The sequence below is a fragment of the Pseudoalteromonas sp. 1CM17D genome (assembly GCF_023161805.1).
Classification (GTDB): Bacteria; Pseudomonadota; Gammaproteobacteria; order Enterobacterales; family Alteromonadaceae; genus Pseudoalteromonas; species Pseudoalteromonas atlantica.
Genome location: NZ_JALNTP010000008.1, coordinates 71,877 through 88,998 on the forward strand (window position 1 = coordinate 71,877; position 17,122 = coordinate 88,998).

Consider the following 17,122-nt stretch of genomic DNA (forward strand, 5'->3'; position numbering starts at 1 on the left):
TTAATCAAACGTAAGCGTATTGCTTTCGTTGGCTGATTGCATAAATAAAGGCACGGGCTGCTTTGTTTCTAGCTGTACGGCTTTTATGCGTCTATTTGTGTATTGTGCCCAATCAAGCGTACGCTCTATGTGTCCGCTTGTATTTACCGAAAGCTTCCCACTTAAACCTGTAAACTTATTACCGGGCATTACACTCAGTTGCCTAATGTCGCTGAGCACCGATACGGCATCGTAAGCCATGGCAAATAGGCGTTGGCTTATATCAGCATTTTCAGGCCACAGCGTGTTGTATTGGTTGCGTAAATTATGTTGTTTAACTGTCGCATTAAGCATCCACGGAAGCTCTGTAAAGTAAAGCCCTTCTAAATCACCTTTATCGGTGCGATCTATTTGCTTACTATGGCTTTTAGAGCTGGCATAAAGCGGGATGCGCTGTGCAAAAGTACTTACATTTACATCTAAATAAGGTTTTATCAGGCGTGTTTCTATAGCGTCGCCTAAAATGTATATGGCATCAATATCGCTACGAGAGCGAGTTTCACTTTCTACTTCTTGTTTAAATAAAGACTTAACCGTTTTAATACGCTGCTTAGATTTATCAACCTCTAACAAGCTTGTAATTGTGTTTGGCATGTCTTTGTTATCGTTATAAAACCCAATTTGCGGTTTTGTTTCGCTATAGCGCTGCCACTGAATATTAAAGTAATCAACCAAACGCTGACCATTGGCATTATTAGGCGCTAATAACATAGGCTTTTGATAACCTTTAGCTAAAAAGTGCTCCAGCGCTTGCTGCACTTCATGCTCAGGGTTTAAAGCAAAAAAGTAATGTTGCAGCGAAAGTCGCTCACCATCAAATGTATTTAAGTGTAATGTAGGGGTATCAATAAGTGTTTTAGCTTGCGCAAGTTTATCTATATTCGCTTTTAATAATGGCCCAATCACAAAGTCTGGATTAAATTGGCTCAGCTGCTCGCTTAGCACTTGGGTTGAAAGGTTCTCATCTATAAAAACAGTGTCGCTAATAGTTTGCTTATCAAGCCCTGCCAAAATGCCGGCTTTTAGGGCGTCACCTAAACGCTCATTTGCGCCTGATTGCGGTAAAAGTACAGCTAAACGCTCTATATTAACTGGTGCTAGGTCGGCTAGGGCTTCATCTTGCTCGGGTAAAATAGCTACGGCAGGGTGCCCAGGGTAGCGACGGCGCCAATTATTAATGGCTTGGTCAAGCTCTACACCGCTATTTGCATATACCTGGTGGTATAAAGCTAAGTTAGTCCAACCTTGTTGTATAACAGAGCCACGATTAAAGCGCTCTAGCGCATAAGAAGACAGCTTTGTTAAGTTATCCCACAGCGCACTTTGCAGAGCAGGGATCTCAATATTATTTTTATTCGCAGTTTCTGAGGCTCTAAAAAAATAAGGTGCGGCGCGCTTAGGAAAGTTTTGCGATGCATATATGCTAGCAGTTAAATATTGATGCCAAGCAAAGTGTTCAGGCTGTTTAAGTTGGCCATCGAGCGATTGCAAAATAACGAGCGCTTGGTCGTTTTTATTTTGCTGCTTTTGTGCATAAGCAATGTATAAGCGGTTTTGAATTTTATCTACACTTGGGGTTTGCTCAAGCTCATTACAAATGTTTTCAAGTAACGGCCAGCTTTGCTCCGAAATAGCCGCATCACGCGCACTATAAAGCAATTGAATTTTGTCGGCACCGGTACGATTAAGCGCTAATTTATAAATAGCATCGGCACTGGTTGCTTGATTTTGCAGCGCATTCGCACTGGTGTTAATGCTATCGCTATTTTTAGTTGGTTTTTCGGTTGTGCTACAGGCCGATAACCCTGACAATATAATTAATAGACTAACAAGTTTAAGTCGCACAATGATTTCCCAATACGTTAACGCGATTTGCTTATATTACTGACTGACGCAGGAGACCTCAATGTTAAATGAGGAGAATTCACAGAAAATTGGCACTCTTTACATTGTTGCCACCCCAATTGGCAATTTTGACGACTTAAGCCAGCGTGCCATCGCGACATTATCGCAAGTTGACTTAATCGCTGCTGAAGACACGCGCCACACCGGTAAGCTACTAAGCCACTTTGGTATAAAGGCTAAAACCTTTGCATTACATGACCATAACGAAAAACAAAAAGCGCAGCAGATTATTGATTGGCTAAACGAAGGCAAAAATATCGCGCTAGTCTCAGATGCCGGCACGCCGCTGATAAGCGACCCAGGTTATGCCGTTGTAAACCTGTGCCGCGAGCAAGGCGCGCATGTAACACCCGTGCCCGGTGCGTGTGCTGCTATTACTGCAGTGTGTTGCTCAGGCCTGCCAACAGATCGTTTTCAGTTTATTGGCTTTACACCGGCTAAAAGTAAAGCCCGCCAAGACTTTTTCATAGAAGCTGTAAACTCAAGCATTACCAGCATAATGTACGAAAGCACCCACCGTATTATGGCAAGCCTAGATGATTTAGAAGCGGCCTTAGGTAGTGAGCAACAAGTGGTATTTGCAAAAGAGCTTACCAAAACCTTTGAAACCTTTTTTAATGGTAGCGTAAGTGAGTTAAAGCAGTTTTTAACTGATGACCCAACCAAGCAACGCGGCGAAATAGTGCTCATGTTGCCAGGTAAACCCAAGCAAGTAGATGATATACCGCAAGAGGCGCGTAAAATGTTGGCGCTACTTGAAAGCGAAATGCCGATGAAAAAAGCCTGTGGTATTGTTGCTGAATACTTTGGAATGAAGAAAAACGCCCTGTATAAAACAATTATTGACGAAAAAGAGTAAATCTTTACTGCGTACAAGGCGCAGCTCATGTATACTGCGCGCCGAGTTAGCCAAGATAATCGCTGCCTGTGACGAAAATGATCAGGGGGAGGAAAGTCCGGGCTCCACAGGGCAGAGTGCCAGCTAACGGCTGGGGGGCGTGAGCCCACGACAAGTGCAGCAGAGAGGAGACCGCCAACCCTCGGGTTGGTAAGGGTGAAAGGGTGCGGTAAGAGCGCACCGGGCCACTGGTAACAGTTGGTTGCAAGGTAAACTCCACTCGGAGCAAGACCAAATAGGGTTCCTTATGGCGTGGCCCACGTTGGAACCGGGTAGGTTGCTTGAGCCATAGAGCGATTTATGGCCTAGACGAATGATTATCACTTTCTTCGGAAAGGACAGAACCCGGCTTATAGGCTAACTCACTCATTCAACAAAAAAGCCCGCAGTTAACGCTGCGGGCTTTTTTGTGCCTAAAATTTGATTAAGTACTTTGTTGTTTTTTAAGGCTCAGGCTGTCCTTTTTTAAGTCGCTTACTGAGTGCTGGCTGCGATATACCGAGTAGTTGCGCTGCCATTGATTGATTTGAGTTGCTACGTTTCATAGCTTCTGCTACCAGTAATTCTGCGGCTTGTTTTAAAGTGGGTAGCATTGATGTTGACTCAAATAACGGCTTGGCAAGCTGGGCTTGCATATCTAATTTAGGCACGGCGCTGCGTACGCTTTCAAACGCTTTCATAGACAGGGCGCCACTTTGGTGGGTGCTCATTGCATCAAAGGCCATGGCGCGCAGCTCTCTTATATTGCCTGGGAAAGCGTAGTTTTCGAGTAAAATTAATAATTCTTTTGGAATACTTGCCACCGGTTTATTAAATTCTTGTGCGGCAAGCGTTAAAAAGTGCTCGAGTAATAAGGCTATATCTTGCTTGCGCTCCCTAAGCGGCGGAATATTTACATGATGAATTTTTAAACGGTAGTATAAGTCGTTTCTAAATTCGCCATTTTCTTTTTTAGTGAGTAAGTTTTGGTGGGTGGCTGCAATAATGCGGGCGTTGATGCGCTTTGGGGTATCGCTGCCTACTGGGTAATATTCGCCTTCTTGCAAAAGCCTTAATAGCTTTACTTGCGAGGCCAGGTTTAAATCGCCAATTTCATCAAGAAATAGTATCCCGCCTGATGCGCGTTCTATCATGCCTTTGCGGGCTTGCTCAGCGCCTGTAAAAGCGCCTTTTTTATGGCCAAATAAGGTATCCGAAAATAAGTTATCGTCAAGGCCGGCTACGTTTACACACACAAGCTCGCCACTGCAGCTACTGGTTTCGTGAATGGCTCTGGCTATAAGCTCCTTTCCTACGCCGCTTTCTCCGGTAATAAGAATAGGTTGTTGGCTATTTGATATAGACTCAATGTAATTAAACACCGAATGCATTTGATGATCCACACTAATAATTTTAGAAAACGCAGGATGCAGGCTTGTTTGGTTTTCTAGCAGATAGCCGCGCATGGCTTGGTTTTCTAAGTTTAGCTCTTGAAAACGCACCACCTGCATTATGCTATTACTTAGGCGTTCGGGATCTTCTGTTTTTACATGATAACCATAAGCACCTAACTTTATGCATTTTACAGCGGCTTCTACTTGGTTAATGCCGCTGATGATCACCACCGAAATGTGCGGAAAAAGCTCTGTAATTTGCGCTATAAGCTCATCGCCGCTGATATGTGGCATGTTTAAATCAAGCAATACAACGCGAACATTCCCTTGGTTTAGTTTGGCAATTACATCGCGGCTATCATTACATTGTACAATGTTGTTAATGCCGCAGTAGCGCTCTATTGCAAACGATATGCTTCGTAAAAAGCTGTTGTCGTCATCACAAATGAGGACCTCAAAACTAGGATATAAATTAGTATTCATAGTTCACTCTCGTGTTGTAATAAGGGTAGTGATAGCTTTACTTTTGTGCCTTTACCGAGGGTTGATTTAAAGGTGAGTTGGCCTTGGTGATCTGCCACGATCCCCGCTGATACAGAAAGCCCTAAGCCGGTGCCGCCAGATTGTCGTTTGGTGGTATAAAAGGGGTCGGTGAGCTTAATTAAGTGCTGTTGATCAATGCCTACGCCTTGATCTTCAATGCTCAGCACAACCTGATTGTGTTTAGTATGGAAATAGCTGGTGATAATAATTTTTTGCGATTTGTCTTCAAGCGCTTGGCAGGCATTTAAAATTAAATTAACGATTACTTGCTCGATGCGGCTGCCGCTGCCTTTAAACGCAGGCAGTGAGTTGGCTAAGTTAACCTCTAAGTGGTTTGTAGAGTTTTTAATTTGATTTGTGACTAAGCGAATAGAGCGGTTTGTTAGTAGGTTTAAATCTAGCTGCTCAGTTTTCTCATGCGATGCTTCACCTTTTACGGCAAAGCTTTTTAAATCCTCTACTATGCCTTTTACCTTGTTACTGGCAATGTGCATATCGTCTAAAATTTCTGGCAGCATATGTTTAAAGCGCTGATAGCTTACACCGGCAACAAGAAAGTCGCCTTGGCGTGCTTGATGCTCATCAAGTATGTCTGTTGCATCTTCAAAGGCTTCTTTTATAAACGGAAAATTTAACGTTAAAATACTACATGGGTTATTAATTTCGTGAGCTACTCCCGAAACCAGTACCCCCAGTGAGGCCATTTTATCTGCATGAAGTAGCTGTAACTGCTGGGCTTGTAGCTCTTTGGTGCGGCTTTCTACTTTTTTGCGCAGGGCTTTGTTCCAAATTATCACCACGGTGCTAATTAGTAGCAGCACCACTACACATATACCCGCTATTACGCCGGCTTTAGACCAAGGTGATACGTTTAACGGGCCAAACCATTTATCGTAAATTTCTTGCTGGCGACCGGTGTTTTTTAAAATAGCTAAGCCTTGAGTAAATTGCGATAACAGCGCTTCATCTGCGGTTTTAGTGGCATAGCCATAAAGCCGGTTTCTTTCTAGGCTAGAAATAGCAGTGATGTTTGATAGCCCCAATTTTTTACTTAAATATAAGCCGGGTAAGTTTGAAACCACTGCAAAGTCATAGCGGCCAGAGGCAAGCAAACGCAGGGCATCGGCATGGGTTTCAACCGGTATAAGGGTAATGTTTAAGCCTGAGTGGTTAAGCATATCAAATGCTGAGCCATTGCTTTGTACAATAACGCGGTAGTTTTCAAGCTCGCTGTAGTGCGTTATTTTAGGGCTATTGTCGCGCGCAAATATAGAGTGGTTAACAAACGTGTGCGGGCTAAAGTTATACAGATCGGTGCGCTCGGGTGTGGCGGCCATGCCTTGTAAAATATCCACATTTCCACGGTCAAACTCGGCTCTTATTTCGGCCCAGGGCATTAGCTTTATTTTTATATTAAGCCCCATTACAGCGGCTATTTCTTGGCTAAGTTCTACGTTGTAACCTGTAAGTTCGCCATCTTCGTTAATAAACTCATAAGGGGGGTAGTTAAAATCTCCGCCCACTATAATTTGTTTAGGCTGCGATAAATTAGCTTGTGCAATGCAGTTTAGGCTATTAATACCCAGTAGGCTTAGTAGCGCTATTTTTAATACATAAAACCAAGCGTTTTGTTTAATAAACAAGTGAGTAAACCTCTGCATTTTTTAGTTGTGGTAGTGCGTTAGTAAATTGTCTAAACAGTACAAATAAAATGGCGTTTATGTTTCTTTTACAGCCGCAAAAAGGTTGTTTTTAGTTGGCAGCAGGGGACTATAGTCTGTATTTTAATTTTATATAAATTAGGTACTAACGAATTTATCATGGTTTTAAGTCTTATCTATTTATACTTTAAACTAAATAAGAATAAATTAATTGTTAATTAAGGTTTTTTGTAAGGCAGTTATGTCTTTTTAAGGCTGTTTAATAAAATAAAAGCGATTTAATATCGGCTATTAAATCGCTTTTATTGGTTGGGCCTATTTAGAGAATGTTGACCTGTGTAGATTAACGTTTTCAAGCTAGGGTAGTTTAAGTAAGGCGCTGGGCTTTTAAGCGAGTAGGCTTAATAATCGCTTTTGCTAAATACTAAACTCACTACTGTAAATTTAATCACGATTGGTCAACATGCCTTAGTACTAAAACTTCATGTTTAGGTTTACTTGAATGCGATCGCGGCCATTGTTGTTAGTGGGTATATCGTTATTAATATTATCCACGCTAAACCATCTTAAATCGGCATTTAGGTTCTCTGCAATTTTGTAATCTAGCTGTACGCGTGTGCCTTTAATATTGGTATAAGAACCCGGAGTATTAGTTTGCGTAAACGCGCCGTTCATAGGCAATGCATAGGCTTCGGTACGTAGCACGTAAAAACGCAGGCCAAACTGCTTATTAATTTGATAACGAGCATGTACAGTAAACGCTGTATTTTCGCTATCGGCTTCACTTGTGTAGTAATCGGCTGCAAAGCGCACTGCGCCATAACGTACATCAAGGTTATAGGTCATTACGTTGCCTGCTTGGTCAGCATCAAGGCCCGACTCAGCACTGGCATAGGCCGTATCTGAGGCGCTAACAAAAATTCCGCCAATACCGGCTTTAAGGTTAATGTTATTAAAACTTGTAGCATATACACCTTGTAATTGTTGCCAGCTAGCATCGCGCTTGCCTTCGCCATTATCGACGTTTTCTTCAAGAATAATATGCCCCGCATTAACGCTAAACGTATTGTTACTCCAGTTAGCTTGTACACCTTCTAGTGCTATATCGTCACGAAAAAGCAGCTCTGATGAATGCATATAAACGGGGGCCGCTTTACCAATATATACTTGGGTGTTACTAAGCCCAGTGTACTTCATAAAGGCACGGTCTAAACCAAAGTCATCGTTATCGCTGGTATCGGTGATACCAAAGGTTTGATGGGTTGAATCGTGTTGGCTTGAGGTTGTTCTAAAGCGCATTTGCGCTGACCAGTTATCGGTAGCTGCGTATTTAATACCAAATCGGGCACGCAAACGGGCGCGGCTTGTTGAGTCAATTGTATCGCCTTCGGTGCGCTCAAAGCGCATACGCATATCGCCAAATAGCTTAACGGCTTCAAGGCCATTTAAACCTTCAATTGTAATATCTGCGTGGGCAGGCTTAGCTAAGGCAATAACACCTAATGCAACGGGCAAATAGATAAGTTTACTAGTCATGGTTTGTTCTCTATAAAATTACTAAATCGAGGGTTATTGCTTAGCGGGTTGAGCCGCTGTGTTGTCTTGGTTGTAAAGGGTTTCGTCAAGCTCGCCTTCGCTTTTGCCAATTAATAAAGTAACCATTAAATCGCCAGTTACATTTATGGTAGTGCGCGCCATATCTAAAATTCGGTCAATACCGGCAACTATTGCAATGCCTTCAAGTGGTAGGCCAACGGTGGTCAGTACTAGCGAAAGCATAATAAGGCCTGCACCGGGTACACCAGCGGTGCCTACAGAGGCTAAAGTAGCTGTAGCTATAATTGTTAAGTAATCTGTTGTGGTGAGGTCAATACCAAAGGCTTGGGCAATAAACAGTGCTAATACGCCTTGGTATAAAGCGGTGCCATCCATGTTAATAGTGGCGCCTACTGGCAGTACAAAGCTTGATACAGTACGCGATACACCTAAGTTTTGAGTGGCGCATTTAATGCTGGCAGGTAAAGTACCTGAGCTACTTGTGGTGGTAAAAGCAATAATTTGCGCTTCAATAATACCTTTATAAAAACGTTGTGGATTGAGCTTGCCTAGTAGGCCTACAAAGCCGCCACCCAACACTAAAACGTGAATAATGCAGCCTAGGTACACTAAGCCAATTACTTTTATAAGTGGCAGTAAAACATCCAGTCCATACTTGCCAGATACCCAAGCCATTAATGCAAATACACCGTATGGCGCCAGCTTCATTACAAGCTCAGTTAATTTGTACATTGCATCGGCTAGGCTTTCAAACATTTTGCTAGCGGGTTCGCCTTTTTCACCAATTAGGTTTAAAGCAATGCCTAAGCTCAACGCAAACACTATAATTTGTAAAATATTACCTGAGGCTAATGAGCCCACTGGGTTTTTTGGTACTAAACCTACAATGGTGTCTACTAAGGTAGGGCTTGGTTTAGCATCGGCTACTGTGGTTGCAACCATATTTAAGCCTGCGCCAGGTTCAAACAACAACCCAAGACCCAAACCAATCGAAATAGCTACTGCGGTGGTGGCTAAATAAAATACGATTGACTTAACACCAATACGCCCCATTTTAGTGGTGTCTTTCATTGAGGTAACACCAACAATTAATGAGCAAAATATAAGCGGTACAATTAACATTTTAATGGCGCTAATAAATAGCTGGCCAATTGGTTTTATATATTCAGCATTATTGCCTAACAGCATGCCGGCAATAATACCCGCTATCATACCTATGAGTATTTTTAGCCAGAGCGCCATTTTTTAGGCTCGTTGTTATTAATACTTGTTGTACTGGTCATAGTGTTATTCCAATTATTTATAATATTTAGTGGGAGCTATTTAACTTTTGCTTAGGGCGTTAACGCGCATATTGCACTGGCACGTGCACAGGCCGCACAAGGGGCTTGCAATTTTATGGACAAGCTTTCGTTAGCCTTTTTAGATAGGGGTTGTTTGTACACGTGCATAATTAAGCTCTAAAGTTGTTAGATTATTGTTATTGCATTAATAATGCCAAGCACGGTTTTGTTAATAACGTATTGAATGTTATTGGTTTTATTGTTTTTGGTTGGTGGTTTGTTAATATAACTTTTTGAATAATTATTAATAATTAAAGGCGGGTTAAAGGCGGCTTAAATGATGGTTTATAAATAACTCATTTAAAATCAATTAGTTGATAGGTGTATAACTTTTATTATTGGTATAACAAAAGTTATATTTAATGCATTAATTAATCATATTTTTTGATTTTTTAGGGTTTAAAACATTATTAAGCTGTAAATTGGCTGTATGTGGTTTTATTTTTTCTTATACGTTTAGCTTAGATAATATTTTTACCCTGTTCAGGATCCCGTGATTTTTCAGCTTGATCACGAATTTCGTCGGTATCACTACTTACATCATCAACCGTTTCATTTTGCTGCAGCTGCTTAGAGCTTTGCTGAGCAGTTAAAGGTTGCTCAGCTTTATTGGTGGGCTTTTGTGTATCACTCTCATCAGGTGCACTGAGTAAAATACGCTCGCGGGCATCATCTGGCATACTGATGTTTTGCGCTGTAAATTCGGTTACTAGCTCACGCATTAACTGCGAGGCCACTTTTAACGGACTATGTTGTTCGCTGTTAACCCAAAAAAACAGATTAAAGTTAATTGTTGAGCTGCCTAAATTATTGATCAGTACTTGTGCTGGTGGCTCAGTAATCACACCCGTTTGCTTGTTTGCAATTTCAAGGGCGAGTGTTTGGCAGTAACGAATATCGTTATCGTAACCTATGCCAATCACCACCTTGGCACGCATTTTTGGATTTGCAGTTAGGTTTTTAATGGTATTTTTATAAACCGTGGCGTTAGGTATTTGTATATGGTTGCCATCGTAATCAACTAAGGTGGTTGCGCGAGCGGTGACCTTTTTAACCACACCTAAGCGGCCATCGACTTCTATTACATCGTCTATTTTAAATGGCCGTTGAACGCTCAACAGCAAACTAGCAATAAAGTTCTCTGCTATGTCTCTAAAGGCAAAGCCCAATATTAAGCCTATTAATCCGGTGCCGCTCATAATGGCAATAGCAAATTCGGTAAGTCCTGCTAAACGCAAAAATAAATACACGCCCAGCAATAAAATTAAAATGCTAATCCCGCGTTTAGCCACTAAGTGCACAAGTTTACTGTCGGTCATATAAATGAGCGGTTTTACTAACAGCTTAGACAAAGGACTGGCGACAAAATAGCTAATAGTTAAAAGTATAAAACCTAATAAAAGAGTGGGTAATATTTGCGCTGTTGCGTGAAGTAATTGCAAACTTTGGGCGTATAAATACTGCCAACTGAGCACGCTTTCTGGGGTGTTTAAGGCATTCACAGCCGTGGTGTTCACTGCAATTAGCATAGTTATAAGGCTGTTCATGGCGTATTACCTTGGTATTTTAAATAATCTAGCAAGCAGCAAGTTTAATACCAATGCCATAAGCACAGCTTGGCAAACTTTTTGCTCGATAATAGGCTAAAAAGGAGCAAACAATGAGCAAACCTAAACGGGGACAACATGCCGAGCAGCCAGTGCACATTCCGGTTATTGGTTGGTGGGACATAGCCAAACGTATTTTTAAGCAAATGAGCCAAGACAACTTATCGCTGGTTGCAGCGGGCGTTGCGTTTTATGCCTTACTTGCTATTTTTCCTGCTATTGCTGCAATGGTTTCTGTGTATGCGTACTTTTCATCGCCCACCGATATTAGTGAACACCTGAGTAAAATAGTTACCTTATTACCGCAAAGCACGAGCGATTTAATTTTATCTCAGGTCTCGAGCTTGGCTCAAACCTCAAACGCCAGTTTAAGCTTAAGTGCAATTGGTACACTTATTCTTACTATTTGGAGTAGCTCTAAAGGCAGCCAAGCGCTCATTACTGCCTGTAATATTAGTTATCATGAATACGAAAAGCGCTCATTTTTTCATGCTCAGTTAGTACGTTTTTTATTTTCGGTAGGGGCTATTTTAGTGGCTATTTTTGCTTTGCTAATTATAGGTATTTTACCCATAGTACTTAATTTAGTGGGCTTAAAAGAAAGTATAGACTTACTAATAAAGTTAATATCGTGGCCATTACTCGCCTTTATGTTTAATTTTGCATTGGTGCTTTTGTATCGCTATGCACCACACCGAAAACCCGCAAAATGGCGTTGGATTACACTTGGCTCGTGTATTGCGACTGTATTATGGATTTTAGCCTCAATTGGTTTTTCGTTTTATGTCTCTCACTTTGCAAGCTACAACGAAACGTATGGTTCGTTAGGCGGGGTAGTGATTATGCTAATGTGGCTCTATATAAGTGCCTATATTATTACGCTTGGGGCGGTAATAAATGCGGCAACCGAACAACAAACAGCGAAAGATAGTACCAAAGGCCCCGCTAAAGAACGCGGTAAACGCGGCGCCTATGTTGCTGATCACCTTGATGTAGATGAGCCGACAAACTCTTAGCCCGGCTCGTTATTGCACAAGCTTATGAGATGTTGAGTAAATGCTTGGCCAACGGGGCCTAAACGGTCATTGTCGGTGCACATTAAATAAAGCTTTAAGGAGCGGGTTGTACCTTGCTCTAAATTAAGGGGCTTAAGTGTGTTGTTTTTAAGATAAGGTTTAATTTGTGCACTAGGCAGCCATGCATAACCAAAGTTTTGGCTAACCATATCAATAGAGTTACGTAAGTGACTTACTGTCCAGCGCATATCTGCCCCAAGCCAGCCGTCGTCGTGGCTGGTGTGGGTGGCCGAATCGCGAACAACTATTTGCCTGTGTAATTTAAGCTCTCTGTAGGTCAGTGGTTCAGTGCGCTGGTGTAAGGGGTGATCAGGGTGCGCAACGGCAATAAATTCTATCTCGCACAAGCTATGGCAATTAATGCCATAAAGCGCAATAGAAGTAATTGCTAAGTCGACCACTGCATTGGTAAGTAATTCGTTTGCACCGTTAAGTACGCTTTCTATCAGTTCTATTTTTACCAGTGGGTATTGCTCATTAATATGGCTTAGCGCTTGGTACAATAAATGCTGCGGAAACACTTCATCTACCGCTATTTTTAATGTGCTTTCAATACCTTCGCTTAACGTATTAGCAACCGATTCTATTTTGCTGGCTTCATCTATTAAAAATTCGGCGCGGCGCAATATAAGCTTACCGTTTTCGGTTAAATACGCTTTACGGCCTTTTACTTCAAGCAATTTTACTTGCAGTGCCGACTCTAACTTTTGCACTGCATGGTGCACGGTTGATTGGCTTTTAAATACCGCGCTGCTAGCACCGGCAAATCCACCATGCTCTACAACAGCTTTAAACATTCTCCACTGCTCGAGTGTTGCCTTTGCCATTTTAAACCTTGTTACTACTTACTATTGATTAAACTACCTGACCGTGTAGACACTCTATTTATTGCGTAACTACTTATTTATTATTGGCAATAACCATTTTTTTGCTGCTCAGCAGCGTCATAAACTCTTTTTTAGGCACTGGCTTTGAAAACAAATAACCTTGCCCGTAGTCGCATCCTGCTTTTAGTAGTAGTTGCATTTGTTGCTGCGTTTCAATCCCTTCGGCAATCACTTTTAAGCCAAGCTGGTGGGCCATTACAATAATGGCTTCACATAAAGCAAGCTCCTGGCTCCCTGCTTTAATATTATCAATAAAGCGTTTATCTATTTTTAGGTAATCGGTATCCATTTCTTGCAAGTACGCGAGCGATGAATAGCCGGTACCAAAGTCATCTAGCGCTAATTGCACACCTGACTGAACTAATGTTTTTAAGCGACTTTGAGTTAGTGGCTCTGGGTTGACCATAAGGCCTTCTGTGATCTCGGCCACAATAGAGGAGGCAGGTAGTTTGGCTGCTTTTAAAATCTCACACCAATCGTCAATTCCGCTATCGATTGTAGATAACTGCACAGGAGAGACATTTATACTAATTTGAAATTGCTCCCCCATGGTGGTGTTTATTTCTTTTAGGGTGTGTATTGCTTGTGTAAATACAAATTGGCCCAGCGCATTTATTTGCCTAGTTTCCTCAGCAAGCGGTATAAACGTCGCCGGCGAGACTAACCCCTTTTTAGGGTGATGCCAGCGAATGAGCCCTTCGGCTTTATGAATGTGCAAATCGTTTAATGCCACAATAGGCTGATAAAATAGCTCAAATTGTTCAAGCTCTATGGCGGTGCGTAAATCTTTTAATAGCTGCATACGCGCTTGCGCATGAATACGCATATCTTTTGAAAAAAACTCAAACCCATTACGGCCGTTATTTTTAGCTTTATACATGGCTTGGTCAGCAGCTTTTAATAGCAGCTCTGTACTTTGGCCATCGCTAGGTGCGCATGCAATGCCCATACTAGCGCTAATAAATAGCTCCTCGTCTTCAAGCTGTATACTTGATGAAAGGCTTTGCAATATATTGCTGGCAATTTGGTTTATATGGCGACTGCTTTTAACGTGGTCGTATACAATCACAAACTCATCACCGCCAATACGCGCGACAAAACTGGCGTTTATTGCAGCTTGAATTATCCGTTGAGAGACTAACTTAAGTAGATTATCACCATAATGATGGCCTAACGTGTCGTTAATATCTTTAAAGTGATCAATATCGAGCAGCATCACAACAAGTTCGCATTTGTCGCCTGTTACTTCATCAAAGCGCTTATTTAAACGCTCTTTAAGCTCTAGCCTATTTGGTAAATCAGTTAAGTGGTCGAAGTGAGTTTTTCGCCATATGGTTTCATCGGCTTGTTTTTTTTCTGTTAGGTCGGTAAAAATGGCCACCCGGCGAGTAGGCATGTTTTTATCATCGTACACGGTATCTATAATGAGGTATTCGCTATAGGTGTCGCCATTTTTTTTACGATTAATTATCTCACCCTGCCAACGGCCAGTTTCTCTGAGCTCTGCCCACATTTTTTCATAAAATGCTTTTGAATGTTTGCCAGATGCTAAAATACGACTGGTTTTACCTATCGCTTCTTCTTTGCTGTATTGGGTTGTTTCGCAAAACGCAGGGTTTACGTCATAAATAATGCCGTCGGGGTCTGTAATCATCATCCCTTCACTACTATTACTGTAAACAAGCGACGCTAAATGAAGTGCTTTTTCGTTGACCTTTTTTTGGCTTATATCTCTAAGAACAATAATGTATTCATTATTAGTGAGTGCATTGATTCTTGCCTCAAAAAAGTGCTCTTTAGATTTTTTAAACAATGTAAACTCAATGGTTTGTGAGCCATCTAAAGTACCTAATTGAGAAAGCAGTAACTCTGCGTTGGCCTCAGAGAGTACATCCACTAATTTTAAAGCTTTGCCTGTCTCAACATTTAGCACAGGGCTAATATAGCCGCCAATATAAAGGATTTTTCCTTGGGCATTTATACGTATGTAGGTATCGGGTAAAGCATTTAATAAGCTCATTAACTCGTTGTGCTTATTTTTTAATTTAGCCTCTGCAGATAACCGGGTTTGTGCCATCACAGCAAAACGGTCATAAAGCGCGCGCAGCTCTGGGCTATTGGGCTTTTTAATATGTTTGGGCATAGTGCCATTTGCCAGTTCATCTGTGGCTTTGGTTAAATTAGCGATAGGCTTAAATATACTTTGTTTAATTAAGCGCCTAGCGAGCAGCACCAACAGGGCAATAGCCGATAAAAACGCAAAAATGGTTTTAGCAAAGCTTTCATTCACTTTATTAATAAAGTCTTCAACCGAAACGGCTATATAAATGTCTAAATTATTATCATGGCCGTCTTTGTATATTACTGAGCGATGAAAAACCTGGTTTTCGCCTTCTGCATTTTTGAACACGGTTAACGAGCTTTTATCGTGAAGTAAATCTATGTCAGTAATTTTTTGGCCTAAATTACGTGGTTGATTAGGGTAGTTGGCCAGTATTAAGCCATTAGAGTCGGCAATAACGGCCTTGGCATTGTTAGGTAATTTAGCTTCGCTTAAGGCGATATTCCACCAATTCAATGCAATAACGGTAACCAGTGTGCCTTTTAGTTGGTTATTACTATCTATAATTGGGTAGGCAAAATTGACACTTTGCGCTTGAATACTTCGGTCGTATTGAAAATACCCCACCGAAAAACTTTTATTACTAATGGCATTTTGAAAATAAGTACGATCGCTAATATTAATATTTTTACTACGACCATTTGTCACGCACTGTAGGTCGCCATTTTTATCAACAATACCTATATTTGCAATATTCTTATAAAGGGCTTTTATTTCGTAAAAGTAATTAGGGCAGGTTGTGGGGAGTGTTTCATTTTTTGCTGTTTTATCGGCTAAATAAATAGTAATACGTTTAACATCATCAACCATTGTTTTTTGATGTTGTGTCAATTGCTTAGCTATATTTACTATTCTTTCTTCACTTTTTTCAATGGCAGCATCACGCTCATACCATAGCGTAAATACCGTCACAGCGGCACCGGGAATGCTAAGTAGGATGAGTAACCTGTAAAGCTGGCTTTTAAGCGATGAAGTAAAAATAAGTTTTCCTTAAGCTCTGCGTCCCTAAAAAGTGATTGTAGACATAAAAGCCAAAAATAACCATACAAAATATAGGGTTGTACTAAAAAGTTATTAGAAACCAGCTTAAGTCTGTGTTTTTAATCATGAAGCTTATTATGCCAAATAAACGAATTATCCAAATAAGCACTCAACTTTCTAAAAAATAGAATGTTTTGCTCGATTTAAAGACATAGTCGTATTGTTTTATGAATGCTTTAATAAGCTCATTAATTAATCTACTACAGTATTTTAAATATGAACATAGCAAAAGTGTTAACTGCTTACGCCACCCAAGATGGTGATGGTGTAAACATAAGTCGGATACCTGGTTTTGATGGCAAATATCTCGATCCTTTTTTAATGATTGATGAGCTAAAGTCTAACAATGAAAGTGACTATATTGGTGGCTTTCCACCGCACCCTCATCGCGGCATTGAAACCTTTACGTACATTATTAAAGGTGGCTTTGAACACCAAGATCAAATGGGCAACAAAAAAGCGATCCGATCTGGCGATGTACAATGGATGAGTACAGGTAGAGGCGTAATGCACAGTGAAATGCCACTGACAGATGCAAAAGAGGGGCTGCATGGCTTTCAAATTTGGATCAATATGCCCAGTGGCGAAAAAATGCGTGCGCCACGTTATCAAGATACTACACAAAATCCAGCGCCTGAAGTCACTAACAAGCACGGCGTGAGCTTTAGCGCACTTGCGGGTAATTGGCAGTTTGAAGATTGTACGTTAACGTCGAGTTTGCAAAGCTTAGCGGCCAATGCTGCACTGGCCAATGTTACTCTCCCTGTTAATACACGCCTGCAGTTAGCAGGGCTTAAACAACGTAAAGTGATGATTTATGTTCATACAGGTGAGCTTATTACAGGTGACGAGCAAACATTTAATGCTGGCAAGTTGCTTATATTAAGTGAAAACAGTGACATTGATATATCTTCACAAAAGGGGGCGGGGATACTTATTTTAGCGGGTAACCCACTTGAGCAACCTATTGCACATATGGGCCCATTTGTAATGACCACGCAAGAGGAAATTAAACAAGCGGTGCGTGATTATCAAAACGGCGAATTTGGCAACATTTAATAGTTAATTGA

At 41.2% G+C, this 17,122-nt stretch carries 11 protein-coding genes and 1 other RNA gene; 4 read left to right on the forward strand and 8 right to left on the reverse strand.

The window, feature by feature from the left end:
* Window positions 1–1,884: a penicillin-binding protein activator gene (locus MSC25_RS14355; RefSeq protein WP_121637965.1), complete on the reverse strand. Its 1,884-nt coding sequence runs from the start codon at window positions 1,882–1,884 to the stop codon at window positions 1–3.
* A 61-nt stretch (window positions 1,885–1,945) separates the two neighbouring features.
* On the opposite strand from MSC25_RS14355, the gene rsmI reads away from it, so the two are divergent.
* Window positions 1,946–2,803, forward strand: a complete 858-nt coding sequence (rsmI, locus tag MSC25_RS14360) for a 16S rRNA (cytidine(1402)-2'-O)-methyltransferase (RefSeq protein WP_248443808.1) — start codon at window positions 1,946–1,948, stop codon at window positions 2,801–2,803.
* A 42-nt stretch (window positions 2,804–2,845) separates the two neighbouring features.
* Window positions 2,846–3,211: RNase P RNA component class A (rnpB, locus tag MSC25_RS14365), an RNA gene on the forward strand.
* A 74-nt stretch (window positions 3,212–3,285) separates the two neighbouring features.
* On the opposite strand, the gene MSC25_RS14370 is transcribed toward rnpB, so the two are convergent.
* The 5 genes from MSC25_RS14370 to MSC25_RS14390 form a co-directional block, all read right to left on the reverse strand.
* A complete protein-coding gene (locus tag MSC25_RS14370; protein ID WP_248443809.1) occupies window positions 3,286–4,698 on the reverse strand; it encodes a sigma-54 dependent transcriptional regulator in 1,413 nt (470 codons plus the stop codon).
* Complete coding sequence (locus MSC25_RS14375; RefSeq protein ID WP_171044748.1) at window positions 4,695–6,401, reverse strand: transporter substrate-binding domain-containing protein; 1,707 nt, start codon at window positions 6,399–6,401, stop codon at window positions 4,695–4,697. The genes MSC25_RS14370 and MSC25_RS14375 overlap by 4 nt, the downstream gene beginning before the upstream one ends.
* A gap of 492 nt (window positions 6,402–6,893) precedes the next feature.
* A complete protein-coding gene (locus MSC25_RS14380; RefSeq protein ID WP_248443810.1) occupies window positions 6,894–7,955 on the reverse strand; it encodes a putative porin in 1,062 nt (353 codons plus the stop codon).
* 33 nt (window positions 7,956–7,988) lie between these two features.
* On the reverse strand, window positions 7,989–9,218 hold the full coding sequence (locus MSC25_RS14385; protein WP_024033316.1) for a dicarboxylate/amino acid:cation symporter: 1,230 nt from the start codon (window positions 9,216–9,218) through the stop codon (window positions 7,989–7,991).
* Between the two features lie 562 nt (window positions 9,219–9,780).
* On the reverse strand, window positions 9,781–10,848 hold the full coding sequence (locus MSC25_RS14390; protein ID WP_248443876.1) for a mechanosensitive ion channel family protein: 1,068 nt from the start codon (window positions 10,846–10,848) through the stop codon (window positions 9,781–9,783).
* 131 nt (window positions 10,849–10,979) lie between these two features.
* Here MSC25_RS14390 and MSC25_RS14395 point away from each other — a divergent pair, with 131 nt between their 5' ends.
* Window positions 10,980–11,942 carry a YihY/virulence factor BrkB family protein gene (locus MSC25_RS14395; RefSeq protein WP_004589124.1) on the forward strand — a complete coding sequence of 321 codons (963 nt, stop codon included), beginning with the start codon at window positions 10,980–10,982 and terminating at the stop codon, window positions 11,940–11,942.
* Here the strand turns inward: MSC25_RS14395 and MSC25_RS14400 are convergent.
* Window positions 11,939–12,829 (reverse strand): LysR family transcriptional regulator, encoded by an 891-nt coding sequence (locus MSC25_RS14400; protein ID WP_024033313.1) that lies wholly within the window; start codon window positions 12,827–12,829, stop codon window positions 11,939–11,941. The genes MSC25_RS14395 and MSC25_RS14400 overlap by 4 nt on opposite strands.
* Before the next feature lie 73 nt (window positions 12,830–12,902).
* Window positions 12,903–15,923, reverse strand: coding sequence for an EAL domain-containing protein (locus MSC25_RS14405; protein WP_248443811.1), 3,021 nt, complete (start codon window positions 15,921–15,923; stop codon window positions 12,903–12,905).
* Window positions 15,924–16,268: 345 nt separating this feature from the next.
* On the opposite strand from MSC25_RS14405, the gene MSC25_RS14410 reads away from it, so the two are divergent.
* A complete protein-coding gene (locus MSC25_RS14410; RefSeq protein ID WP_248443812.1) occupies window positions 16,269–17,111 on the forward strand; it encodes a pirin family protein in 843 nt (280 codons plus the stop codon).
* Window positions 17,112–17,122: the final 11 nt, after the last annotated feature.